Genomic DNA, 26101 nt, shown 5'->3' with positions numbered 1-26101 from the left:
ATTTGTTAGAAATTATGTCCCAGCCTCTTTTTCAAAACCAGTAAAATGATATTCTACTTCATTTGTACTCTAAAAAAACACTATCGCACATTAAATGCTATTTTATTCATCTCGCACTTTATCACGCTCTAACACTGTTTTTAAATACTTACCAGTATAAGAAGCTTCCACACTTGCAATGTCTTCTGGCGTTCCAGTTGCAACGATAGTACCGCCACCTTCGCCACCTTCTGGTCCTAAATCTATAATATAATCTGCTGTTTTAATAACATCTAAATTATGTTCAATAATAACCACTGTATCTCCATTTTCCACAAGGCGATTTAATACTTTTAATAATCGACTGATATCGTCAACATGAAGACCTGTAGTAGGTTCATCTAAGATATAAATTGAGCGTCCTGTAGAACGTTTGTGTAATTCTGAAGCCAGTTTCACACGTTGTGCTTCCCCACCAGAAAGTGTGGTTGCTTGTTGTCCTAAAGTAATATAGCCTAATCCTACATCTACAAGTGTTTGTAATTTTCTATGAATTTTAGGAATATTTTCAAAGAAATAAGTCGCTTCTTCTACTGTCATTGCTAATACATCTGCAATATTTTTCCCTTTATATGTGACTTCTAAAGTTTCTCTATTGTATCGTTTGCCATCACACACTTCGCATGGAACATATACATCTGGTAAGAAGTGCATTTCTATTTTAATGATGCCATCGCCTTTACAAGCTTCACAACGACCGCCTTTAACATTAAAACTAAAGCGTCCTTTTTGATATCCTCTAATTTTAGCTTCATTCGTTTGAGCAAAAACATCTCTAATGTCATCAAATACACCTGTATATGTCGCCGGGTTAGAACGTGGTGTTCTTCCTATAGGTGATTGATCAATATCTATAATCTTATCTAATTGATCAATACCTTTAATTTCCTCATGCTCTCCAGGTTTAACTTTAGAATTATTAATTGTTTGAGCTAATGATTTATATAACACTTCATTAACTAATGAACTTTTACCTGATCCAGAAACACCAGTTACAACCGTCATTACAGACAATGGAATATCTACATCAACATCTTTTAAATTATTACTTTTTGCACCTTTAATTGATATTTTACGATTCGTGATTTCTCTGCGATGTTCCGGTACGTCAATACGTTTTTTACCGCTCAAGTATTGACCTGTTAAGGATTTCTTGTCTTTCATTACCTTTTTAGGAGTCCCACTTGAGACAATTTCGCCGCCATGGTTACCTGCACCAGGTCCGACATCAACAAGGTAATCTGCTGCTCTCATCGTATCATCATTATGTTCAACGACAATTAGTGTGTTACCTAAATCTCTCATCTCTTTTAATGTATTGATTAAACGATCATTATCGCGTTGATGTAACCCGATAGAAGGTTCGTCTAATACATAAAGCACGCCTGTCAATCGTGATCCAATTTGAGTAGCAAGACGAATACGTTGTGCTTCTCCACCTGATAATGTTCCTGAAGAACGATTCAGTGTTAAATAATCAAGGCCTACATTATTTAAAAATGTCAATCTTGAAATAATCTCAATTAAAATTTGTTTAGCAATCGCTTTGTCTTGCTCTGATAACTCTATATTCTCATAAAATTTGAGTGCATTTTTAATTGAATATTCTACAACTTCTCCAATATTGTATCCACCAACATATACTGAAAGTGCTTCTTTACTTAAACGTTTACCGTGACATGTTTCACACGGAAGTTCAGTCATATATCTACTCATCATTTCACGTGTATATTCTGATGGTGATTCGTGATAACGTCGATCTATATTAGCGACTACGCCTTCAAATTTCATTTTTCTACGGCGTGTGCCTCCATTTCGACTATGAAATGAAAACTCAATTTCTTTATCGCCTGACCCATTCATAAGAATACCTTTTTGTCTATCAGTCAATTTTTTATATGGCTTATCCATATTAATTTTATAAACTTCACATACTCGTTTTAATAATGTTGGATAAAAGTCGGAACTTGTAGGCTCCCAAGGTTCAATCGCACCTTCATTTAAAGTTTTATTAGTATCAGGAACAACCAAATCTAGATCCACTGTAAGTCTTTGACCTAATCCATCACATGTTGGACAAGCACCGAATGGACTATTAAAACTAAACATTCTAGGCTCTAATTCACCTATAGAAAATCCACAAATTGGACAAGCATGATTTTCAGAGAATTTGAGATCTTCTCCACCAATGACATCAACAATAAGGTTTCCTTCACCTAACTCTAAACTTGTTTCTATTGAATCTGCTAATCTTGTTTCTATTCCTGATTTTACAACTAAACGATCTACAACTACTTCAATAGTATGATTTTTATTTTTATCTAGTGCAGGAACGTCGTTTACATCGACTACTTCACCATCGACACGTAATCTGACATATCCCTTTTTACCAATATCTTCAATTAATTTTTCATGGCTTCCTTTTCTATGTGAAACTAAAGGAGCTAAAATTTGAATTTTAGTTCTCTCTTCTAATTCTAATATACGATCTACCATTTGCTGCACGGTTTGCGATTCGATTTCGATTCCATGATATGGACAAAATGCTTTCCCCACACGTGCATATAATAATCGAATGTAATCATATATTTCAGTCACAGTAGCTACTGTAGAACGTGGGTTTTTACTTGTCGTTTTTTGGTCAATTGAAATTGCAGGTGATAGTCCTTCAATGGTATCAACATCCGGCTTATCCATTTGTCCTAAAAACTGTCGTGCGTAGGCACTTAACGATTCTACATAGCGACGTTGTCCTTCAGCATATATTGTGTCAAATGCAAGTGATGATTTTCCCGACCCAGAGAGACCAGTCATCACTATAAGTTTGTTCTTTGGTAACTCAATATCGATATCTTTTAAGTTATGTGCTCTTGCACCTTTAACTATGATACTTGGACCTTTCATTTAATAATCACCCTTCTGCTTTTAGTTCAAATAACATATCTCTCAATTCTGTTGCTCTTTCAAAGTCTAAATCTTTAGCTGCTTTTTTCATTTCTTTTTCAATATTTTCAATTGTTTTCTGACGCTCTTTCTTTGTCATTTTCTTAGGTACTTCAGTTTGTTGTTTTTCATTTGTGTCATCATTATCCACTGTAGCACTAATGACGTCATGTATTTTTTTATTGATTGTTTTAGGAGTAATACCATATTTTTCGTTATGTGCCATTTGTATTTCTCGACGACGCTGTGTTTCATCAATTGCGTACTGCATAGAGTCTGTTATCTTATCGGCATACATGATAACTTCTCCTTTATCGTTACGTGCAGCACGTCCGATAGTTTGAATAAGTGAACGATTTGAACGTAAAAATCCTTCTTTATCTGCATCTAAAATAACTACTAACGACACTTCAGGTATATCAATACCCTCTCTAAGCAAATTGATACCTACTACAGCATCATACGTGCCCATTCTTAAATCACGTATGATTTCTATACGTTCAAGTGTTTTGATTTCAGAATGAAGATAATTCACTTTAATTCCTGCCTCTTTCATATATGTTGTCAAATCTTCACTCATTTTTTTAGTTAAGGTTGTAACAAGCACACGTTCATTCCTATCAATTCTTTCTTGAATTTCACTGAGTAAATCATCAATTTGATTCTTCGTAGGTCGAACATCAATTTTAGGATCTAATAAACCAGTTGGTCGAATAATTTGTTCTACCATTTTATCAGTATGTTCAATTTCATATGGACCAGGTGTTGCAGAAACATAAACGAGCTGTTTAGTTTTTTGTTCAAATTCTTCAAATTTAAGTGGACGGTTATCCATAGCACTTGGTAAACGGAAACCATGATCTACGAGTACTTTTTTACGTGCTTGGTCTCCATTGAACATACCTCTAATTTGTGGTAACGTCACGTGCGACTCATCTATCATTACAAGCCAATCATCACCAAAATAATCAAGTAACGTATAAGGTGTGGAACCAAGTGGTCTTAATGTTAAATGAACAGAATAATTCTCTATTCCTGAACAAAAGCCCATCTCTCTCATCATTTCTAAGTCATAATTTGTACGTTGTTCTAGACGTTGTGCTTCTAATAATTTATTTTCAGCTTTCAATTCTTTTAATCGCTCTTCAAGTTCTTTTTCAATACGTTCAATAGCGACTTTCATTTTTTCTTCTCTAGTAACGAAATGGGAAGCCGGGAATATAGCAAAATGTTCTCTTTCACGTATCACTTCACCAGTTAGATAATTTACTTCTCTGATTCTATCAACTTCATCGCCAAAGAATTCTACTCGGATACACATTTCTTCCCTTGAAGCAGGAAAGATTTCTACAACATCTCCTCTTACTCTAAATGTACCACGTTGAAAATCGATGTCGTTTCTTGAATATTGAACATCGACTAATTTTCGAAGAAGCTCACTTCTATCCATTTCCATCCCTACTCGAACGCTAACAACTAAATCTTTGTATTCTTCTGGATTACCTAAACCATAAATACAACTTACACTTGCAATAATAATCACATCATCACGTTCGAATAAAGCACTTGTAGCTGAATGTCGTAACTGATCGATTTCATCGTTAATTGAGGCGTCTTTTTCGATAAATGTATCCGTTGATGGCACATATGCTTCAGGTTGATAATAGTCGTAGTAACTTACGAAATATTCTACCCTATTTTCAGGAAAGAACTCTTTAAATTCACTATACAATTGACCTGCTAACGTTTTATTATGCGCTATAATTAATGTAGGTTTTCCAACTTCTTTAATTACATTACTCATGGTAAATGTTTTACCAGTACCCGTTGCACCAAGTAATGTTTGATGACGTTTACCAGCTTTAACACCTTCAACAATTTTTTTTATGGCTTGAGGCTGGTCTCCTTGTGGTTCAAATTCAGAATTTAATTTAAAAGGATGATGTTCTACCATTCTTTCAAGCGCCTCCTCAGTTTATTTTATTAAATGTTTATTTCAGTAAAAATAAAATTATTTATACTTATCTTAACAAAAAAGCGAATAAAAAAACAAACGTTTGTTCGCTTACGTTTGCCATCACTTTTTATACATATATAAAAGATGAGACACAAATATAAATTCACTTCTATATTTATGCCTCATCTTAATATGTTGACGTATTTTTATTAGATATGTATTAATAATATAAAACAAATGGTATCGTACTGCAATTTTTTTAGCTTAGTCTTGATGTTTGTGAAATTCTAAATTATCAATAATCACATAACCAGCTAGGATAGATACTACATCTAAAAATATAATCCATTCATTATGAAAAAATCCTTTATACACTGAAGCGGCAATTAATATCAATGTTACAATGACGCCTACCCATTTACTTCTGGTAATTACACTGAATAAAATAACTAAGATACAAGGAAAGAAGGCAGCTAAAGTATACCATATCATTATATTCACTCATTTCGTCTTCGTCGTTCTAAGATTGACATTGTTGTTTCACGTAGTTCAGCACGAGGAATAAAGTTTTCCGTAAGCATTTCCGGTATAACGTGATCGATAAAATCTTGTACTGAACTTAAATGATCAAACTGCATTATTGTTTCTAGACTATGTTCATAGATTTCAAAAAACAGATCTTCCGGATTACGTTTTTGAATTTCACCAAACGTTTCATATAATAAATCAATTTTATCAGCTACTGATAAAATTTGGCCTTCTAAAGAATCATCTTTTCCCTCTTGAAGTCTTTTACGATAAATATCTTGGTATGGCTTCGGAATTTCTTCATTAATGAACGTATCTACCATTTCTTCTTCGACTTGGGAAAATAACATTTTTAATTCTCTGCTTGCATATTTAACTGGTGTCTTAATATCCCCTGTAAATACTTCTGCAAAATCATGGTTAAGGGCTTTTTCATACAAACTTTTCCAATCAATTGAATTACCATGATATTCTTCAACTGTTGCTAAGTATTGAGCTATTTTAGTCACTTTAAATGAATGTGCTGCAACATTATGCTCAAAATATTTGAATTTTCCTGGCAATCTTATTAATTTTTCAAGATCAGATAAACGTTTAAAGTATTGATGAACCCCCATAATGCGGTTATACCTCCTTATATTATTAAATAGAAATTATACTTGTATTTATTATATCAATCAATCGTTTAGTAAAAATTTTTAATTGTGATAATTTCGTAACTTTTATTTCTTCTTTTAAATAATACATTGCATTATTAATAACTAAAAAACATCAACAAAACATAAGCTTTGTTGATGTTTTAACATTATAAATCCTTTGAAAAATTTAATGTATAAAATTATAACTAGACGAATTATAAATTGTTCTATTTGTAACATCATTGAAATGACCATTCCAATTCATTTCTGAAACGTAAAACGAACCATCATTATTCACACGTTCTACGATACCTACGTGACCATAGTAACCCGCTGATGTTTGGAAAACCGCTCCTACTTCAGGACGATGATCGACCACTAAACCAGCATTTCTAGCTGAGCTTGCCCAATTATTTGCATTTCCCCAATAGCTCCCTACTGAACGTCCTAATTGTTGTCTACGATCAAATGCATAATATGTACAGTTACCAAAATAATAATGATTACCTTGGTTATTTAAAGCGCTATTATTATAATATACTGGTGCACTGACTGTTTCTGTATTGTCATTACTACTAGTAACATATGATGGAGACGCTACATACGGCGCAGTTTCAGCGCTATTATAACTTAATGGTACAGTTTCACTTGAATAAGGCGTAGCATATACACTACTATCACTTATCAAGTGACTTTCTAATGTTGCTGAACCTTTGTCACTTACTGCGATTAAATCACCAGGATGAATTAACGGTTTTACTCCTGGATTAAATGCATATAATTCATCTAATGTTAAATGATGAGCTTTCGCAATTTTGTTTAATGTATCACCAGATTTAACTTCAACAATATCTTTATCAGGTACAACTATTGAAACATCTTTTTCAACTTCATCATTACCTATATGATTTAATTTTTTTATCTCATCTGCAGTTGTAGAAAATTGTTGTGCCACTGCTTCTACATTTGTTTTTTCTTTAACAATATGTGTTTGTTGTGCATGTGCTAACGTATTTAAACCTGTAATTGCTGCAATTGAAGCAAATGTTACAGTTATTGATTTTTTTAACATGTTGTCATTCCTTTGCTGTAGTGTATTCTTGTTCATTAATACTTTAGCATAAACAACATTAAAAAAGAGGAATGTTAAAACCTTGTAATATAAAGGTTAAATAACACTCCTAAATTAGTTTAAATTGATTAAATTAGTAATATTACAAGTCACGAATTACATTTTAAAGTTAGATTTATTTAGATTTTAAAATTTTATTTTTTATTAATAAACAACTCAATCAATCATTTTGTGACATCGTTTGTCGTAAATAAGCTTCTATAAATGGCGCAATATCTCCATCCATTACTGCATCTACCTTAGCAGTTTCTTCATTTGTACGATGATCTTTTACCATAGAATATGGATGGAATACATACGAACGAATTTGACTACCCCATCCTATTTCTTTTTGTTCACCACGAATTTCTGCCATTTCACGTTCTTGCTCTTCTAACTTCAATTGATATAATTTAGATTTCAACATTTTCATTGCAGCTTCACGGTTCTTGATTTGAGAACGTTCATTTTGGTTATTCACTACAATTCCAGTTGGATGGTGAGTAATACGGATTGCAGACTCTGTTTTATTGATATGTTGTCCACCTGCACCTGATGCTCTAAATGTATCTACTGTAATGTCATCAGGATTAATTTCTATTTCTATTTCATCATTATCAAATTCTGGTATAACATCACAAGAAGCAAATGACGTATGGCGTCTTCCAGATGAATCAAAAGGTGAAATTCTTACAAGTCGATGTACTCCTTTTTCTGCTTTTAAGTAACCGTAGGCATTATGACCTTTAATCAATAATGTGACGCTTTTTACTCCCGCTTCATCACCTGGTAAATAATCGATGGTTTCTACTTTAAAACCTTGTTGTTCACCATATCTTTGGTACATTCTTAATAACATGCTAGCCCAGTCTTGAGATTCGGTCCCTCCAGCACCAGGATGCAACTCTAAAATAGCATTATTTGCATCATGTGGGCCATCTAATAATAATTGTAATTCAAACTGATCGATTTGTTCTCTGAATGTTACAATATCTTGTTCTAAATCTTCTTTGATTTCATCATCATATTCCTCTTGAAGTAATTCCCATGTTGCATCCATATCTTCTAATTTATGGTTGAGTTCATAGTAACCATTAACTATCGATTTTAATGCATTATTTTTATCAATAACATCTTGAGCTTTATTTTGGTTATCCCAAAAGTCCGGTTCTGTCATCATTTCTTCATATTCTTGAATATTTGTTTCTTTATTTTCTAAGTCAAAGAGACCCCCTAATTTGTTCTAAATCATTATTATATTCATCAATATTACGTTTGATTTCTGATAATTCCACTATATATGTCTCCTTTATTTATAAATTCTTTAAATAAAATACGAGATCGTGACAAAAGCTTTTAAATGATAAGCAATATACGTCTCGATCTCGCCTAATTATAATTACTTGATATTAATCTTCTTTACCATGGCAATTTTTATATTTTTTACCACTACCACAAGGACAAGGATCATTACGTCCAATTTTTTCACCTTTTACAATAGGCTGTTTTTTTGCTTTTTCTTTGCCATCTTCAGCAGATACGTGTTGTGCCTTACCAAAATCTGTTGTTTTTTCACGTTCAACTTGTTCGTCTACTTGAATAACAGATTTTAATATATATTTAGACGTATCTTCTTCAATAGCTTGCATCATTAAGTCAAATAACTCGTGTCCTTCATTTTGGTAATCACGAAGTGGATTTTGTTGTGCATATGAACGTAAGTGTATACCTTGGCGTAACTGATCCATTGTATCAATATGGTCAGTCCAATGAGTATCAATAGAACGTAATAAAATCATACGTTCAAATTCAGGCATTTGATCTCCAATTTTTTCTTTTTGGATTTCATAACCTTTTTCAATTTTAGCCCATACCACTTCAAAAATATCTTCAGAATCTTTACCTTTAATTTCTTCTTCAGTTAATTCTCCTTCTTGAATAAACACATCATTAACATAATCTATAAATGGTCCATAATCAGGATTATCATCTTCATCGTTAATATAGTAGTTAATAGCTCTCTGTAAAGTAGTACGCATCATCGCCATAACAATTTCTGAACTATCTTCTGAATCTATAATGCTATTACGTTCATTATAAATAATTTCACGTTGTTTACGTAATACTTCATCATATTCGAGAATTCGTTTACGTGCATCAAAGTTATTTCCTTCAACACGTTTTTGAGCTGACTCAACTGCACGTGAAACCATTTTAGATTCTATTGGCGTTGAATCATCCATACCTAAACGATTCATCATTTTTTGAAGTCTTTCAGAACCAAAACGAACCATTAATTCATCTTGTAATGATAAGTAGAAACGACTATCCCCTTTATCTCCTTGACGACCTGAACGACCACGTAATTGATCATCAATACGACGAGATTCATGTCGTTCAGTACCTATTACGGCAAGGCCACCTATTTCTTCTACGCCTTCACCTAATTTAATGTCTGTTCCACGTCCAGCCATATTAGTAGCAATAGTAACTGCACCTTTTTGTCCTGCATTTGCTACAATTTCAGCTTCTCTTTCATGATTCTTCGCATTTAATACATCATGACGTATACCGCGTTTTTTCAATAAAGTTGAAATGTATTCACTTGTTTCTACTGCAACAGTACCTAATAAAACTGGTTGTCCTTGTTTATGTTTTTCAACTACATCGTCTACAACTGCATCAAATTTTCCTTTTTGACTAATATAAATTAAATCAGACTTATCTTGACGTTGAACAGGTTTGTTCGTTGGAATTTGAGTTACTGTCATATTATAGATATTACGGAACTCTTCTTCTTCAGTTTTAGCAGTACCAGTCATTCCAGCTAATTTATTATACATACGGAAGTAGTTTTGGAAAGTAATTGAAGCCATTGTTTTAGATTCATTTTGAATTTTCACGCCTTCTTTAGCTTCAATAGCTTGATGCAATCCTTCAGAAAAACGACGTCCCGGCATTGTACGACCAGTGAATTGATCTACAATTAATACTTCTCCATCTACGACCATATAATCGACATCGCGTTGTAAAGTAACATGTGCTCTTAAAGCAGTATTAATATGACTAATAATATCTACATTTTGAACATCATATAAATTATCGATTTTAAACATTCGTTCTGCTTTATCTGCACCTTGTTCTGTTAAATGAACAGCTTTTGTTTTTTCATCATATTTATAATCTTCATCTGCTTTTAACATCTTAGAAAAAACATTCGCTTGAGTATAAAGAGACGTTGACTTTTCAGCTTCACCTGAAATAATTAACGGTGTTCTTGCTTCATCTATTAAAATAGAGTCAACCTCATCAATAATCGCAAAATGTAAAGGTCTCATTACTCGTTCTTCCGCATAATTCACCATATTATCTCTTAAGTAATCGAAGCCTAATTCATTATTTGTACTATAAGTAATGTCTTTTGCATATGCTTCTCGTTTTTCTTCTGTAGATTTACTATTTAGATTTAAACCAACTGTTAAACCTAAAAACTCATATAATTCAGCCATTTCTTCACTTTGAACACTAGATAAGTATTCATTGACTGTAATAACATGAACACCTCGACCTGCTAAAGCATTTAAATACGTTGGCATTGTCGCAGTTAATGTTTTACCTTCACCAGTTCTCATTTCTGCAATATCACCTTTATGAATAGCAATACCACCCATAACTTGAACTTTATAAGGTGACATGTTAAATACACGTTTTGCACCTTCACGTACTAATGCAAATGCTTGCGGCAAAATTTTATCTAAATAGTCATTTTGTTTTTTTACATCTTCAATTGCTTGTGCTTCTTCTTGAAATTGTTTCGTTTTATTTCTGATTTCTTCGTCAGTTAAAATCGCTATTTTTTCCTCTAAAGCAAGTACTTCATCAGCTTTTTTACTTAAACGTTTCACTTCTTTCTTATTGCCGTCAACAATTTTTGATAAAAATCCCATTATGTTCGCTCCTTTAGCTAAAAAAACTGTTTGGCCTACAACAATTTATAATATCATTTATAAGTTCAAATTTATACTTAAATACTCATATAAATGATATGCTTAATTGTGTACAATAATTACTTTTATATTTATACTTTCTTTCTATTTTAAAAAACTTACTATCCCTTTAATTTTTAATTACCTCATTACATTAGCATAGCATGATTATACCGTCCATGAATAAGTGTAAAAGTAGCTAGTCGATAGTAGCTTCATACTTATTCTTCACATTGTACGATACATATAATATTTATTATTCTCTTCTAAATAATAAAAGTACCTGGGACATCAACTTGTCTCAGGTACCTTTAAACAAGGAAGTAGTCATTGACTGAATTGAACACGTGCTTATGTCATGTATTTTCAATTCTAGTCATAGTTCCTCATACTTAACTTTCGTAAAGAACGTCTACATTCAACTATTCAGTTGTTTCAATCAGACCATATTTACCATCTTTACGTCGATACACAATACTTGTACCATCTGTTTCACGATCTGTAAAAATGTAAAAATCATGCCCTAATAAATCCATTTGTAATACTGCTTCTTCAGAATCCATTGGTTTTAAACTAAACTGTTTAGAACGAATAATTTCTATTTCATTCTCATTTGATGATTCTGAAGTATCTTCCACATCCTCATTCACTACTGTTTGTTGCTCAGCAATAAATGGTTCTTGTTCTCCATTATCTCTATTCTTACGATTCACACGCGTTTTGTATTTACGAACTTGACGTTCTAATTTGCTTGTAACTAAATCAATTCCTGCGTATAAATCGTCGTGTCGTTCTTCAGCTCTCAATGTAACATTTTTCAAAGGAATTGTTACCTCGATTTTAGTAGCTGAATTTTGATACGTTTTAACTTTTACATGTGCAACTGCATTTGGCACATTATTAAAATAACGTTCAAGTTTACCAATTTTTTCCTCAATATAGTTGCGAATAGCATCTGTAATAGTGAGGTTATCTCCATGAATTTCAAATCTAATCATAGTTATCTCTCCTTTAACCTCTAATATTGGTAATTCTTACTATTATAATATCATGTTTAAGTCATCTTGAAAACGCAAACACTTTGAATTTTCTGACTTTTTTATTACATAATACACTTCCAGCATAATGAACTGTCAAACCTGTAGTATAGATATCATCAATCAGTAAAATATTTTTATTTGTAATATCTATATTTTCTTTAAGATAGAACGGATTGTCAGCTTTAAATCGTTCTTTTTTTCCAAGTCTTGATTGCTTAGGTCGTGAACGTGTGCCTAATAATTCTATATAGCTTATACCCATTTTGTCCAAAACAGTGGTTACTGGATTAAACGTTCGATGTTCATCTCTTTTATAAGGGGATGGAATAGGGACAATATAATCGTATGACGTTTTAGGCAATGTTAACTTTGAAGCTAAAACCTCAGCTAAATAATAATCTTTCATAAATTTGTAATGATGAATCGTTTCTTTCATTATTCCATCATATTTATAATCACAATACAGTTGTGACATTAGCGTAAATTGCTGATTGAGACATTTACAGTCTAAACATTCATCACCTGTATTTATTTTATAATTAAGGCATCTTGTACATCTTTTTTCATCATTGATATCAAGCTTAATGGCTTGCCATTGTTTTTTGCATGTTTCACAAAATTGTTGTGGTGGTTTATAAAAATTAAATATAGATAACTCTTCGTGAATAGAAGTAGCACACTGAATACATTTATTCATCGATCCACCCTCTTTGAATCCCTAATTTATTCATTCTTGTAATATCTTTTTTAGCCATCAACATTGATATACTCACACCTTCATGAAGAAATAATACCATTCCTGTGGGAGCTTCTTGTTTACGTCCAACTCTTCCAGCAATTTGTACTAATGCAGCCTTTTCAAATGTATCTGCATTAATTACGATAACGTCTAATTGAGCCATAGTAAATCCACGTTCTAAAATTGTTGTTGTAAAAACAATTCGATGTTTTCCTTCACGAAGTGCTTTCACTTTTTCAAAACGTAAAGCATCTTCACTTGAAATACATATCAAATCTGAAAATATTTTTTTATAGTATTCGGATATCTTAATCATCTTTTCTATATTATTAAAAAATACTAACGTAAATCTTTTATGTTCAATCTGATTTAATAACATATACTTTAAAAAACTTTGAGTACGATTCATATTTAATTTAAAATATTTAAATTTTGGAACTGGTAATGGGTGTCTATGAAAGCGAGCAGGTAACTGTATAATGCGATGTTTTGGTATTTGACGCAGTAAATGTCTAGGTGGCGTTGCAGTCATATAAATCAATGTAGATAGCGGTTTAGCCGCTTGTTTAATAGCATTTTGTAGATGATGATCCATAGGCAGCGGAAATGCATCAACTTCATCGACAAAAATAACTTCAAAGTGATTTTTAAATCGATATAGTTGATGGATAGTACAAATTACAAAATGTCCGTTATATTGTTGTTTACTTGATTGATGCAATACGTCAATATCTTCTTTCAAAAAAACTTCTTTAATACGCTGGCTAATCTCTACTACTACATCTACTCTTGGAGAGATGATTGCTACATTAAATCCTCTTTTACGTGATAAGCTAATACCCTCATATATCATCTCTGTTTTTCCTGCACCAGTTACCGCATATAATAATAAGTCTTCACAGTTTTCTATAGCAGATAAGATTTTTTCAGATGCATAACATTGCTGTTCAGATAATTTAAAAGATAATGTATATAATCCCTCTGATTTAACATTTTTACTTTTAATGATTTTATATTCAGTAATATTATCCATTCTTCCTAAATGTATACATTGTCGACAATATATTACTTCTTTATTAAGAATAGAGGAAAAATATTGATAGAAATGAGCACTATCTTCATTACCACATTGAATACATCGATATCCTTTTGAACTCTTTACGATACCTAACGTTTTCTCACTGATTATTTCATCTTTTAATTCTATTTCTGAAGATACTAATCTTCCATAATATTTAATATTTCATCACTTCCTTATTAAAATAAAAAAAGTCTAATCGAAAAGGAGATGGGTACCTTAGCCCTCCATGTTCTCACTTTTAACGATTAGACCTTCATCTTATTCGATTACAATTTTTCTTGGGAAATATCCAACTCCGATTCCACCTGAACCTAAATGAGATGCAATGACTGGTCCATATTCACAATATTGAATATTAATGTTTGAATATTTCTCTTTTAATTTAGCACAAAAATCTTTACCCTCTTTTATTTTATCGCCATTAATCACAAACACTGTTACATCATTAATATTTTTCGCAATATCAAGTGCATGTTGTTCTATAGAATTATAAGCTCGCTTACGTGTACGTACTTTTTCTAAAGGATGAATTTTTCCATCTTCTTCAAACTTAAGCACTGGCTTCATTTGTAAAAGTGTTCCAATCCATGCTTGGGCACCAGTAATACGACCACTTTTTTGTAAATTTTTTAAATCATCAACAAATAAGTATGCACCTGTATCTTTACGAATAGACGTTAATTCCTCAATAATTTCGTTAGGAGTTGCTCCGTCTTCAATCAATTTTAATGTATAAATCACATAGCTGCCTTCAATCATAGAAGCTAATCTTGTATCAAATGTGTGGACTTGAATGCCATCTACCATTTCACCTGCTTGTGTTGCTGATTGATAACTACCACTAATCCCACTTGATAAATTAAAGACGATAACATCTGTATAACCTTTATCTCTTAATTCCTCATAGTTCTTTATCCATTCACCAATAGCTGGTTGACTTGTTGTAGGAATTGTTTTAGATGCGGCCATTTTTTTATAAAAAGATTCTTTTGAAAGATCTGGATGTTCAGTAAATGTTTCTCCATCATCAAATGTTACACTCAGTGGTGCAACTGGTATCTGATATTTTTCAATAATATGTTTTGGCAGATTCGCAGTAGAGTCTGTCATTACTGCAATTTTCATAATCGTCCTCCTCAATTATACTCAACAGTATTATAAATTATTTTAATAAAAAAGGAAATTCATAATCAATTATTTATCTAAAAGAAAACAAACGTGTATAATAAAATTCATATTAATCATATCGTGGAGGTATTTATCAATTGAGTGATCATGTTATTACTATAAAAAAAGAACATATTATTGAAAATACAATTAATAAATCTCGATTTATTGCTCATATCAAACCTGTTTTCTCAGAAGAAGAGGCTAAGATGTTTATAGAAGAAGTAAAACAAACTCATAAAGAAGCAACACATAATTGTTCTGCGTATACTGTTGGCAATCAAATGAATATACAAAAAGCCAACGATGATGGAGAACCAACAGGAACAGCAGGTATTCCTATGCTTGAAATATTAAAAAAACTGGATATTCACAATGCTTGTGTAGTAGTTACTCGGTATTTTGGTGGCATTAAACTTGGCGGTGGCGGATTAATTCGTGCATATAGTGGTGCAGTACGAGATGTGATTTACGATATCGGCCGTGTAGAATTAAGAAATGCTATTCCCACTACTGTTACCATTAATTATGACTTAACAGGTAAATTTGAGTATGAACTTGCTTCAACCTCTTTTTTTCTAAGAGACAAAGTTTACACTGATAAAGTGAGTTATAAGATTGATGTTGTAGAAACAGAATACGACTCATTTATCGAATTTTTAAACCGTAATACAGCAAGTCAATATGATTTAGAAAAAGATACACCTAAGCAATTACCTTTTGATATTGAAACAAATTAATTAAATTACAAAAGCCAGCAAACGCTTAAGATTGCTGGCTTTTGTAAATAAGTGAATAAAAGTATTATTTATGGTTTGTCTTATGGCGAGATGCATCGTCATTTTTTTTAGAAATTAAATTAAGAATAGGACGATAACTATCATCTATTAAACCAGTAAATTCAACGATGAGTTCAATTGTGATGACGATTAAGATAAACATTAGTAATACACCTAATGGTTGAGATAAATACAATATAATACTCGATAAACTAAACATAATCGCAATAGAGTATATCAGTAATACTGTTTGACGATGTGTATATCCTAATGAAAGAAGTTTATGATGTAAATGTGATTTATCTGCTTGCATAATGTGTTGACCATTTCTCACTCTTCTAATCATTGCAAATAAGGTATCAATAAATGGTACCGCTAAAATAACAATTGGGAAGAATAAAGAAATAAATGTGATGTTTTTAAAACCTAGTAAGGATAAAAAGCCAATAATAAATCCAATCATTAATGCTCCACTATCGCCTAAAAAGATTGAAGCAGGATGGAAATTAAAGAATAAGAAGCCAAGTAATGCGCCAATCAACAAACTGCAAATCATAATGATAAATACATTTCCTTGTAATATAGCTATGAAACCAATGGTAGTTAAACCAATAACTGACACACCTGATGCCAAACCATCTAAACCATCTATTAAATTTATTGCATTTGTTATTGCTACAATCCATATAATTGTAATCGGTATACTTAAAATACCAAAATGAATGGTTGGACCAATTGGAAAAGAAATAAAATCTATGGTAATCCCGTAAAAAACGACAACTGATGCTGCTATAATTTGTCCAATTAATTTTAAAATTGGCTTCAAATCATAAATATCATCAATGATGCCTACAAAATACATAATAATTAAACCAATTACCAAAGGTTTGACTGCTCTCTCTATGGGATGACCTAACCATAAACCAATAAGAAATGAAAGTAGTATGACAGTACCTCCCATGACTGATACTGGTTTTGTATGTACTTTTCTATAGTTAGGTCGATCTACTAAATTAAATTTAAAAGAAACCTTTATTATAATAGGTGTTATTATTAAACTGATTACCAATGTTACAACAATAAGTAATAAAGTATACATCAGTTCACCTTCAATATATTCCTGTTATTTTTTCATCTATACTATTTAAACAATTATTATTAATTTTTTAAATTAGACTATAGTAGTATATATACTTTTTTAATTTTATATATTATTAGTCTATTTATTTTCTTCGTAATAATCTATTCATTAAATAGACCACTTTTAATCATGTATCATAAACTAATTAAAATTAATTGTAAATTTTTTGTAAAGATACGTATTTTTTATATCATATCATTTTGTTATAAATTTGAACATGAAAGTCTATCTGAAATTCATAATATATATTTTATAACAAACAACTTAATGACAAATAGTAAGTTTTCACTTACAATTACTAATGGTTAATTTAAAGGAGTCGATCCCAATATGATTGAAGCAATTATTTACAATATTGCCGTTATGGTAGCTGGAATTTATTTATTCCATCGATTACAATATTCAGAAAATAAAATCATGATATTTTCTAAAGGTTATGTCACAATTTTAATGACTTTGGTGGCATTACTATTAACAGCTTACCCTATTCCTTTTCATCATCAATATCTTATTCGCCTAACTTTCGTTCCGTTACTATTCCTTGGTCGCTATACAAACGTCGGTTACACTTTTATTGCCTCACTTATCATAAGTCTAGTGGATATATTTTTATTCGGAAATTCATTTTTTTATGGCGTCGTTCTTATTATAATAGGTATTATTGTTAGTTTAATTGGGCCGTTTCTTAAAAAAAATGATATTATTGCTTTAATTATTTTAAATGCTATCAGTATTGTTATTATTTTTGTTTTATCTATCTTCACAACTTTATATGATTTAACTGAATTAATTATGCTTATACCTATTTCATTCGTACTAACGATTACTTCTGCTATTACCTTTGTTGATATCTGGCATTTCTTTTCGCTTGTTACACGGTACGAAAACGAGGATAAGTACGATTATTTAACAGGTTTAGGTAATGTAAAAGAATTTGATAGACATTTAAATAAGATTTCTCAAAAAGCCGAAATAGAACATACTAGTCTCGCACTTTTACTCGTTGACATTGACGGATTTAAAGATGTTAATGATACATATACTCATAAAGCAGGAGACGCTGTACTAAAACAAATGTCTCAATTGCTTAAAAATTATGTACCACATCAATTTAAAATCTTCCGTAATGGCGGTGAAGAATTTTCTATCGTTATCTTCGATTATTCTTTAGATCAAAGTGTGAAACTTGCTGAAAATATTAGGATGGCAGTCGAAAAATCTTCGTTCCATTTACCTAATAAGGAAGTTATAAAATTATCTGTATCTATTGGCGTTGGTTATTTATCTCAAGATGAATATAAATCTCAACGTAAAGTATTTAAAGACGCCGATGATATGGTCCATGTAGCTAAAAAAGAAGGTCGTAATCAAGTAATGTTTAATCCTATAATTAAATTATAGACGTTACGATTTAATTTGAGATGGAACGTGGAATTCGAAATGAATTCTGTTGCATCTCTTTTTTATACTCATTTAACATCTATATTATTTATTTGTTATTCTACTTTTAAAATGACTGATTTAGTAATAAAGTATTAATACAAGCGAAGAATATTATAGATATACAAGAAAATCATTATATATTTTAATTATTGTGGAGGTGCTTTTATGAATAATTCAATCACTATTATCGATGAAAATAAGGTGATTGATGTTGTGTTAATAGCTGGTCGTATTCTCTTAGAATCTGGAGCTGAAACTTACCGTGTTGAAGACACTATGAATCGAATTGCTCACAGTTATGGTTTAAATGATACATATAGCTTTGTCACATCGACCGCTATCATTTTCTCACTTAATGATCGAACAAATACAAGGCTTATAAGAATTAGAGATCGTACTACAGATTTAGAAAAAATTGCTCTTACAAATAGTCTTTCTAGAAAGATTGCTAAAAATGAGTTAACTATTGATGAAGCTAAATCAGAACTGATTCATCTAAGTAAAGCTTCATTACAATATTCTTTTTTATTGAATTTTTTTGCTGCGGCAATTGCATGTGGCTTTTTCTTACTCATGTTTGGCGGTGTTGTTTCTGATTGCTGGATTGCTATTTTAGCTGGCGGTGCTGCGTTCTTAACTTTTAGCTTTGTCCAGCGTTTCATTCAAATTAAATTCTTTTCTGAATTTGTAGCATCAGCAGTAGTCATTACAATTGCTGTTACATTTACTAAACTAGGCATTGCTACAAATCAAAATATTATAACAATTTCTAGTGTTATGCCCTTAGTACCTGGAATTTTAATTTGTAACGCTATTAGAGATTTAATGGCTGGCGAGCTACTTGCTGGAATGTCTCGTGGTGTAGAAGCTGCACTAACATCATTCGCTATTGGTGCAGGCGTAGCGATTGTTTTATTAATTCTTTAAGAAAGGCTGTTTATGTATGTTATTTTATTTATTTCATTTTGTTATAAGTTTTATTTCGACAGTACTTTTTTCTATTATATTTAACGCTCCTAAACGACTTTTACTTGCTTGTGGATTTGTCGGCGCCTTAGCTTGGACAATTTATCAATATACCGTAGATATGGATTTAGGAAAAGTTGGCGCTGCGTTTTTAGGTAGTTTAATTCTTGGTTTATTAAGTCATGTGATGAGTCGACGCTATAAAAGACCCGTGATTATCTTCATTGTGCCAGGTATAATCCCTCTTGTTCCTGGTGGTACAGCATATGAAGCAACACGATTTTTAGTATCTAATGACTATACTCATGCTGTGAATACATTTCTAGAGGTCACATTAATTTCTGGTTCAATTGCTTTTGGAATATTAGTAGCAGAAATTCTCTATTATATTTACACACGTATTAAGCAATTTTATGGTAAAATCAAAGGAAAAACGTACAGAAAATCTTACAATATGAACAATAGAGTCTAAGGGGATGTTTCGTCATGAAAGTACAGATTATAGATAGATTATCAAGATATGTGAAAATAGATACACAATCAAATCCCGAATCGAAATCGACGCCTTCTACTGAGAAACAATGGGATTTATTACATTTATTACAAAAAGAACTGCAAAACTTTGGATTAGAAACAGAATTGGATAATAATGGTTATCTTTTTGCTACTTTAGAAAGTAACATAGAAAAAGAAGTTCCTACGGTAGGTTTCTTAGCACATGTAGATACATCACCAGATTTTAATGCGACAAATGTTAATCCTCAGATTATAGAAGATTATGATGGTCAACCTATTAAATTAGGTCAAACAAATCGAGTATTAAGTCAAGATGTATTTCCAGAACTTAAAAAATTAGAAGGTCACACTCTAATGATTACAGATGGTACATCTTTACTAGGTGCCGATGATAAAGCAGGTGTTGTAGAAATTATGGAAGCAGTAAAATACTTGCAGACCCATCCAGAAATTAAACATGGTCGCATACGTATAGCTTTTACACCTGATGAAGAAATAGGTCGTGGTCCTCACAAATTTAATGTGAAACGCTTTAATGCCGATTTCGCCTATACTATGGATGGCAGTGAGTTTGGAGAATTACAATTCGAAAGTTTTAATGCAGCAGAAGCAACAATCACTACACATGGTGTAAACGTTCATCCTGGTTCTGCAAAAAACGTTATGGTTAATGCTATTGGATTAGCACATCAATTCCATAGTCTACTACCTGCTAATGAAGTACCAGAACGTACAGAAGGTTATGAAGGATTCTATCATTTAATGAAAATAGAAGGAACAGTTGAAAAAGCTTCTTTACAATATATTATAAGAGATCATGATAGAAAATCTTTTGAACTTAAAAAGAAAAAACTTTTAGAAATTCGTGATGATATTAATATTCATTATGAAGGTTATCCAGTAAAAGTAGATATCGAAGACCAATACTATAATATGGCTGAACAAATTAAGCCACATCCGTATATTATTGATATTCCTAAAAAAGTATTTGCAGATTTAGAGATAAAACCAAATACTGCGCCTATACGCGGTGGTACTGATGGTTCTCAGCTTTCATTTAAAGGTTTACCTACACCTAATATTTTTACAGGATGTGGAAACTTCCATGGCCCATTTGAATATGCTTCTATCGATGTAATGGAAAAAGCAGTACAAGTGATTATTGGTATTGCTCAAGAAGTAACACAATATGAAAAATAACAAATAAAAAAAGTTTAGTTCATTCTTTGAACTAAACTTTTTTATTTATTTTATTCCATTAGCTGTAGTTTTTAATAATCGTAAAGCTTGAACTGTATAATGTCTAATTTGAAGACCCATTTTAAAATCTGTATATGTTTTCGGCATTTCAATAAATGTGTTAAACATGGCTGTTACGCGATGATGATTAAATATATCAAACTTATCATTAGTCGCACAAATTGCAATAGATGGTTTGTGATATTTTTCTGTAAGTTCCGCAATAGTCAATGTGGTTGTTTCAAGCATATGATCTTCTTCTTTTAAACCCTCTCCAAAGATAATTAAATCTGCCTGAGATACTAACTCATCTAAATGTGTAATTTGATTTACTAGTTCATGACTCGTTAAAATTTCTGTGTTGTATAATGCTTTCAACACCGCAGCAATACCGCCACCGGCTCCTCCACGTTCAATAGATCCTAAAGCAATATGTAATTCATTTTTCATAATCTCATTTAAGTACCACATTAAATTATCAATTTCTACTGCTTTTTTGTGTGGAATTTGATGATTATAGCTTAACTTCATAATTTCACTATTTTTTCCATACAACTTACTAGAAAAATCTGTCATCACTTGCAGTCTGACATTTTCCAATGTACTAGGCAGTCCAGAGATATCAATATGACGAATGAATTTAATCATTTGTGCGCCTTCTCGTGCGTCAAGTTCTCTATTTTCATCATCATAAAATTTAGCTCCTAAAGCTTGTAGCATCCCTACGCCACCATCAAAACTATCCATACCACCTAAAGATATAATAATATGATCTGTGTCCTTGTTTAATGCATCTAAAATAACTTCTCCTAGCCCAAAACTAGTACGTTGTTCAATTGCTTTATTACCTTTTGAAAATAAATTACTTTCAATAATTATAGTACCTTCTTCAGTTTGTCCATATATCGTTTCAATCTCATTCATATCAGCATCATGAACATTCACTTTATATTTTGTACCTGATTGCCAAAGAAATACTGAATTTAATAATTCATGACGTCCGTTAAATAAAGGTACCTGTACAATATCTGCCTGATCAATTTGACTTGCTATTGCCTCTTCCACATAACGATTCGCTTGATAACTCGAAATAATACCGTTAAATTCATCCATGGCTACTAAAATTTTCATTCTATTTTCACCTCATGCCACTTTCTATCTTTCTTAAATTCATACGTTATAACTTCATTTTCACATTATACATAGGTTCATCGCATATTTCATTTTTTACATTTTATAAATATAAAAGTCATTTAAAATGATAAAAATGTAGATATAATAAAGAGCTGGTAACAAAAAATGTACCAGACTCTTAAATCGATATATTATCTTTCTTATTCTTCAGCTTGTGCTAATGTAGATACATTAATATCACTATGACTAGCATTCCATACAGCTTTTCCATCTACAAAATAAAAAGCTTGTGGTGATTCATGTTTCACATTTGTCTTTTCAGCAATATAATCAGAAAGTTTTCTTTCTTCTTGAACTACTAGATAATATCCATCTATGTCTCTTTCATATAAAAACTTATTAAATTGATCAAATGCTGCAGCTGAAATTGGACATGTGTCACTATGTTTTAATACAAATACATCGTTATGTTCTTCTAATACTTGTTCAAACTGGTCAATCGAACTCAGCTTTATAGCCATTCTATTCACCTCTAAATTTTTTAACTTTGTCCCTTTTTTTAAATTAAACTTCTCAATGGCTACAATTATACACATTTCATCATATAATGTTAACCAAAAATTTAAATTTAGGTTTTATTCGTTTTGCTATACTTTTTCTAATTTTGTTTTAAAGTTGTGATTTCCCTTACTTAAATCTTTACCCGTTTTAGGTAGTTTCTCAACATTAATTTTTGAAAGTTGATCTTCAATCTTAATAGTTGTTTCACGTGTCTCATAATAATCAAGTAAATTATAGTACATTTCTATCGCATTTTTACGAGCATTGTTTAAATGTGAATCTGTAATATTAGTCTGATTTAAATCTTTAATCTGTTTTTGTATCAGTGGTTTTATATGCTCATTAATTGCTTTTGAAGTAGGATAATTATCCTTTTCTAAATATTTTTGAGCAGTTTTTCGTAAATTACGATTATTGTTTTCAATTTTAGATTTTAATAGATGTGCATTTTCTTGATTATTTGTTTTACGTATATCTTTTTCTACTAGTGCTCTATTTATTTCAAATGAATGTGTATAATTTAGAATTTTTTCATTTTCCACAACTGATTGATTATATAAATCTACAAATGATTTAATTTCATTTATAGATTGATGTTGCTTACTCACATGATTTAAATAATCTTTCTTTAATTGACGAGTTTTATTTGTCTTAGCCGGAAGATGTTTAGCTTCTTTTTCATACTCTTTAAACTCAGGCACTAAACGGTGATTTATATTTTTCTGTAGTCGTTCAAATGATTTTTTATTTTTATCTGTTGTATCGGTTTTACTTATATTATTTAATCGGTTCAGCTCTAATTGATTCAACACTTTTTCCACACTTTTTTGCTTAGCTTCTACTTTAGATAAGTGTTGCTTGAAGCGATTTAAATCTTCATTATTATTCTGACCACAACCCGAAAGTATCAAACAGTATAGTGAACATAATGAAAGTATTATTATTTTTTTCATTTTTGCACTCCTAACACCCGTATTATACATAAAGTTATTTATATTGAAAATAAATTATGTTATAGTATTTCAGAATTTGTATAATAATTTAATTGAAGGAGTTACACATGTATGCATCTGTTCAATCATTTATAAATTGTTCCAACGGCAATGATTATCATCAGTTGTACGAAGACACTAAAGCTCTGTTATTTAACTTGTTAGATTCTCCAGTAAAATTTACACAACATATCGGAGGAACAAAACATTTTTCTTATCCCACAGAACCGATTTTAGATGTTTTAGTTGGAGTCAACAATCTCCATGATATTACATCTCTTGATGAAAAGAGATTGAATTATGTAGGCTTTTATCGATTACACCACCCTTATAAAAAGAAAGTGATGATGGCAAAATTTGATAATATGATCAATCTTAAGCAAATAATACGATTACATATTATTCAAATAGATACGCCCTTATTCACTCAATATTTAGCTATAGATCACGTACTGTCTACACAAAAACACGTAGCACAGATGTTTTCTAATCAGAAAAATAAATTTATCAATCTAAACTCAACAATCCGATACTACGAAAACCAAAAACAGAAATTTTTTGATAATTTGTATCATACACTTTAATGATATACAAATTGTTTTAAACTCTTTTAGCAAAACATATGTAAAGTTGCTATAATAAAGTTTAGATTATAGAAGAGAAGAAAGGATGTACTTATGTTAGAACAAGAAGACATCTTAAAAGATTTAAAATCTTTAGTACCTGACAATATTATTAAAGTTAATGAACCGTTAAAACGTTATACATACACGAAAACTGGTGGAAATGCAGATTTTTACCTTTCACCTACTGAAAATGAGCAAGTACAAACTATCGTACGTTATGCTCATGAACATCAATTACCTGTTACATATTTAGGGAATGGTTCAAATATTATTATTCGCGAAGGCGGTATCAGAGGTATTGTGATTAGTCTATTATCTCTTAATCATATTAATGTCTCAGATGATGCAATTATAGCAGGAAGCGGTGCAGCAATTATAGATGTATCAAGAGCGGCAAGAGATCACGTTCTTACCGGCTTAGAATTTGCTTGTGGCATTCCTGGTTCTGTTGGTGGTGCTGTTTATATGAATGCAGGCGCCTATGGAGGAGAAATTAAAGATTGCATCGATTATGCTTTATGTGTAAATGAACACGGCGATTTGATACAACTTACTAAAGAACAATTACATTTAGACTATAGAAATAGTGTCGTTCAAAAACAACATTTAGTAGTTCTTGAAGCAGCATTTACTTTAGAACCAGGCAACTTGAACGAGATTCAAGCTAAAATGGATGATCTTACAGAACGTCGTGAATCTAAACAGCCACTTGAATACCCGTCATGCGGTAGTGTATTCCAACGTCCTCCAGGTCATTTTGCTGGAAAATTAATTCAAGATTCAAATCTTCAAGGTCATCGTATTGGTGGCGTAGAAGTCTCAACTAAACATGCTGGGTTTATGGTAAATGTCGATAATGGTACAGCAACTGATTATGAGAATTTAATTCATCACGTACAAAAAGTCGTGAAAGAAAAGTTTGATGTTGAATTACATCGTGAAGTTCGAATCATTGGCGAATATCCAGAGTCAGAGTAAATTCTCAATGTTAGGAGATGTGAAACAATGCTAAAAGTTTATGGTTCTCTCGTAGACAATGAAACACGTTGTATTCACTATCATACATTTCTTGACATTATAGCGATTAAATTTAAATGTTGTGAAAAGTATTATCCTTGTTATCAATGTCATAACGAACATGAATCTCATAACATTCAGCGTTGGTCAGCAGAGGAATTTCATAAAAAGGCGATACTTTGTGGAGTTTGTCAAAATGAACTCTCTATTCATGAATACATGATGACTGAAACATGTCCAAATTGCCAAGCACATTTTAATTCACGTTGTAAATTTCACTATCATTTATATTTTGAAATTTAATACTTAAATTAAATGATATATAGAATAACATATAAAGACAAAGTATTTTGGCAAGACTCTTGAGGGAACAGGACAAACTAAAGACTACAGACTAAAGTTGTCCCCTAACAAATCGAGCCAACCATACGAAGTATTGTAAATAAAGAAGCCAGTAA

General features: G+C 31.3%; 23 protein-coding genes. 8 read left to right on the top strand and 15 right to left on the bottom strand.

The window, feature by feature from the left end; all coding sequences use genetic code 11:
- Positions 1 to 102: 102 nt before the first annotated feature.
- The 11 genes from uvrA to fakB1 form a co-directional block, all read right to left on the bottom strand.
- Complete coding sequence (uvrA, locus tag HMPREF2647_RS05115; RefSeq protein WP_070859637.1) at positions 103 to 2943, bottom strand: excinuclease ABC subunit UvrA; 2841 nt, start codon at positions 2941 to 2943, stop codon at positions 103 to 105.
- A gap of 7 nt (positions 2944 to 2950) precedes the next feature.
- On the bottom strand, positions 2951 to 4936 hold the full coding sequence (gene uvrB / locus HMPREF2647_RS05110) for an excinuclease ABC subunit UvrB (protein WP_019834949.1): 1986 nt from the start codon (positions 4934 to 4936) through the stop codon (positions 2951 to 2953).
- Between the two features lie 267 nt (positions 4937 to 5203).
- Positions 5204 to 5431, bottom strand: coding sequence for a CsbA family protein (locus HMPREF2647_RS05105; protein ID WP_017175922.1), 228 nt, complete (start codon positions 5429 to 5431; stop codon positions 5204 to 5206).
- A gap of 5 nt (positions 5432 to 5436) precedes the next feature.
- Positions 5437 to 6084: a YfbR-like 5'-deoxynucleotidase gene (locus tag HMPREF2647_RS05100; RefSeq protein WP_017175923.1), complete on the bottom strand. Its 648-nt coding sequence runs from the start codon at positions 6082 to 6084 to the stop codon at positions 5437 to 5439.
- A gap of 208 nt (positions 6085 to 6292) precedes the next feature.
- The gene (locus HMPREF2647_RS05095) at positions 6293 to 7177 is read right to left on the bottom strand and encodes a COG3942 and LysM peptidoglycan-binding domain-containing protein (RefSeq protein ID WP_049415410.1); all 885 of its coding nucleotides are present in this window, start codon (positions 7175 to 7177) and stop codon (positions 6293 to 6295) included.
- Between the two features lie 220 nt (positions 7178 to 7397).
- Positions 7398 to 8511, bottom strand: a protein-coding gene (gene prfB / locus HMPREF2647_RS05090) for a peptide chain release factor 2 (protein ID WP_100442621.1) whose coding sequence is annotated in 2 segments (ribosomal slippage) — positions 7398 to 8438 and positions 8440 to 8511 — 1113 coding nt in all. Because the reading frame shifts where the segments join, the coding sequence is not laid out codon by codon here.
- A gap of 114 nt (positions 8512 to 8625) precedes the next feature.
- A complete protein-coding gene (gene secA / locus HMPREF2647_RS05085; RefSeq protein WP_070859634.1) occupies positions 8626 to 11163 on the bottom strand; it encodes a preprotein translocase subunit SecA in 2538 nt (845 codons plus the stop codon).
- A gap of 461 nt (positions 11164 to 11624) precedes the next feature.
- Positions 11625 to 12200 carry a ribosome hibernation-promoting factor, HPF/YfiA family gene (gene hpf, locus HMPREF2647_RS05080; RefSeq protein WP_017175927.1) on the bottom strand — a complete coding sequence of 192 codons (576 nt, stop codon included), beginning with the start codon at positions 12198 to 12200 and terminating at the stop codon, positions 11625 to 11627.
- A gap of 61 nt (positions 12201 to 12261) precedes the next feature.
- The gene (locus tag HMPREF2647_RS05075) at positions 12262 to 12939 is read right to left on the bottom strand and encodes a ComF family protein (RefSeq protein ID WP_017175928.1); all 678 of its coding nucleotides are present in this window, start codon (positions 12937 to 12939) and stop codon (positions 12262 to 12264) included.
- Positions 12932 to 14014 carry a DEAD/DEAH box helicase family protein gene (locus tag HMPREF2647_RS05070; RefSeq protein WP_019834943.1) on the bottom strand — a complete coding sequence of 361 codons (1083 nt, stop codon included), beginning with the start codon at positions 14012 to 14014 and terminating at the stop codon, positions 12932 to 12934. The genes HMPREF2647_RS05075 and HMPREF2647_RS05070 overlap by 8 nt, the downstream gene beginning before the upstream one ends.
- A gap of 306 nt (positions 14015 to 14320) precedes the next feature.
- Positions 14321 to 15187 (bottom strand): fatty acid kinase binding subunit FakB1, encoded by an 867-nt coding sequence (gene fakB1 / locus HMPREF2647_RS05065; RefSeq protein WP_017175930.1) that lies wholly within the window; start codon positions 15185 to 15187, stop codon positions 14321 to 14323.
- A 140-nt stretch (positions 15188 to 15327) separates the two neighbouring features.
- On the opposite strand from fakB1, the gene HMPREF2647_RS05060 reads away from it, so the two are divergent.
- Positions 15328 to 15969: a YigZ family protein gene (locus HMPREF2647_RS05060; protein ID WP_017175931.1), complete on the top strand. Its 642-nt coding sequence runs from the start codon at positions 15328 to 15330 to the stop codon at positions 15967 to 15969.
- Positions 15970 to 16033: 64 nt separating this feature from the next.
- Here HMPREF2647_RS05060 and HMPREF2647_RS05055 read toward each other — a convergent pair whose 3' ends face one another.
- Positions 16034 to 17107 carry a glycosyltransferase family 4 protein gene (locus tag HMPREF2647_RS05055; RefSeq protein WP_070859631.1) on the bottom strand — a complete coding sequence of 358 codons (1074 nt, stop codon included), beginning with the start codon at positions 17105 to 17107 and terminating at the stop codon, positions 16034 to 16036.
- A 372-nt stretch (positions 17108 to 17479) separates the two neighbouring features.
- On the opposite strand from HMPREF2647_RS05055, the gene HMPREF2647_RS05050 reads away from it, so the two are divergent.
- The 4 genes from HMPREF2647_RS05050 to pepT all read left to right on the top strand — a co-directional run bounded on the left by HMPREF2647_RS05050 (position 17480) and on the right by pepT (position 21274).
- Positions 17480 to 18550: a GGDEF domain-containing protein GdpS gene (locus HMPREF2647_RS05050; RefSeq protein WP_017175933.1), complete on the top strand. Its 1071-nt coding sequence runs from the start codon at positions 17480 to 17482 to the stop codon at positions 18548 to 18550.
- 207 nt (positions 18551 to 18757) lie between these two features.
- Positions 18758 to 19519 carry a threonine/serine exporter family protein gene (locus HMPREF2647_RS05045; RefSeq protein WP_002448186.1) on the top strand — a complete coding sequence of 254 codons (762 nt, stop codon included), beginning with the start codon at positions 18758 to 18760 and terminating at the stop codon, positions 19517 to 19519.
- Positions 19520 to 19535: 16 nt separating this feature from the next.
- On the top strand, positions 19536 to 20030 hold the full coding sequence (locus HMPREF2647_RS05040) for a threonine/serine exporter family protein (RefSeq protein WP_002448047.1): 495 nt from the start codon (positions 19536 to 19538) through the stop codon (positions 20028 to 20030).
- A gap of 14 nt (positions 20031 to 20044) precedes the next feature.
- On the top strand, positions 20045 to 21274 hold the full coding sequence (gene pepT / locus HMPREF2647_RS05035) for a peptidase T (protein WP_017175934.1): 1230 nt from the start codon (positions 20045 to 20047) through the stop codon (positions 21272 to 21274).
- A 45-nt stretch (positions 21275 to 21319) separates the two neighbouring features.
- Here the strand turns inward: pepT and HMPREF2647_RS05030 are convergent, their stop codons facing one another.
- The 3 genes from HMPREF2647_RS05030 to HMPREF2647_RS05020 form a co-directional block, all read right to left on the bottom strand.
- The gene (locus HMPREF2647_RS05030) at positions 21320 to 22444 is read right to left on the bottom strand and encodes a glycerate kinase (RefSeq protein ID WP_048681296.1); all 1125 of its coding nucleotides are present in this window, start codon (positions 22442 to 22444) and stop codon (positions 21320 to 21322) included.
- Between the two features lie 203 nt (positions 22445 to 22647).
- Positions 22648 to 22968 carry a bacillithiol system redox-active protein YtxJ gene (ytxJ, locus tag HMPREF2647_RS05025; RefSeq protein WP_002449093.1) on the bottom strand — a complete coding sequence of 107 codons (321 nt, stop codon included), beginning with the start codon at positions 22966 to 22968 and terminating at the stop codon, positions 22648 to 22650.
- 126 nt (positions 22969 to 23094) lie between these two features.
- On the bottom strand, positions 23095 to 23961 hold the full coding sequence (locus HMPREF2647_RS05020) for an EMYY motif lipoprotein (protein WP_070859628.1): 867 nt from the start codon (positions 23959 to 23961) through the stop codon (positions 23095 to 23097).
- A 107-nt stretch (positions 23962 to 24068) separates the two neighbouring features.
- Between HMPREF2647_RS05020 and HMPREF2647_RS05015 the strand changes: the two genes are divergently transcribed.
- From HMPREF2647_RS05015 to HMPREF2647_RS05005, 3 genes are all read left to right on the top strand, one after another.
- Positions 24069 to 24584, top strand: coding sequence for a GrpB family protein (locus HMPREF2647_RS05015; RefSeq protein WP_017175937.1), 516 nt, complete (start codon positions 24069 to 24071; stop codon positions 24582 to 24584).
- A 93-nt stretch (positions 24585 to 24677) separates the two neighbouring features.
- Positions 24678 to 25604, top strand: a complete 927-nt coding sequence (gene murB / locus HMPREF2647_RS05010) for a UDP-N-acetylmuramate dehydrogenase (protein WP_017175938.1) — start codon at positions 24678 to 24680, stop codon at positions 25602 to 25604.
- A 27-nt stretch (positions 25605 to 25631) separates the two neighbouring features.
- Positions 25632 to 25946 carry a CHY zinc finger protein gene (locus tag HMPREF2647_RS05005; RefSeq protein WP_017175939.1) on the top strand — a complete coding sequence of 105 codons (315 nt, stop codon included), beginning with the start codon at positions 25632 to 25634 and terminating at the stop codon, positions 25944 to 25946.
- Positions 25947 to 26101 lie beyond the last annotated feature (155 nt).

The organism is Staphylococcus sp. HMSC035D11 (assembly GCF_001836075.1).
Lineage (GTDB): Bacteria > Bacillota > Bacilli > Staphylococcales > Staphylococcaceae > Staphylococcus > Staphylococcus hominis.
The sequence above is the reverse complement of the archived record's forward strand: the minus strand, read 5'-3'. Positions and strand labels throughout refer to the sequence as shown.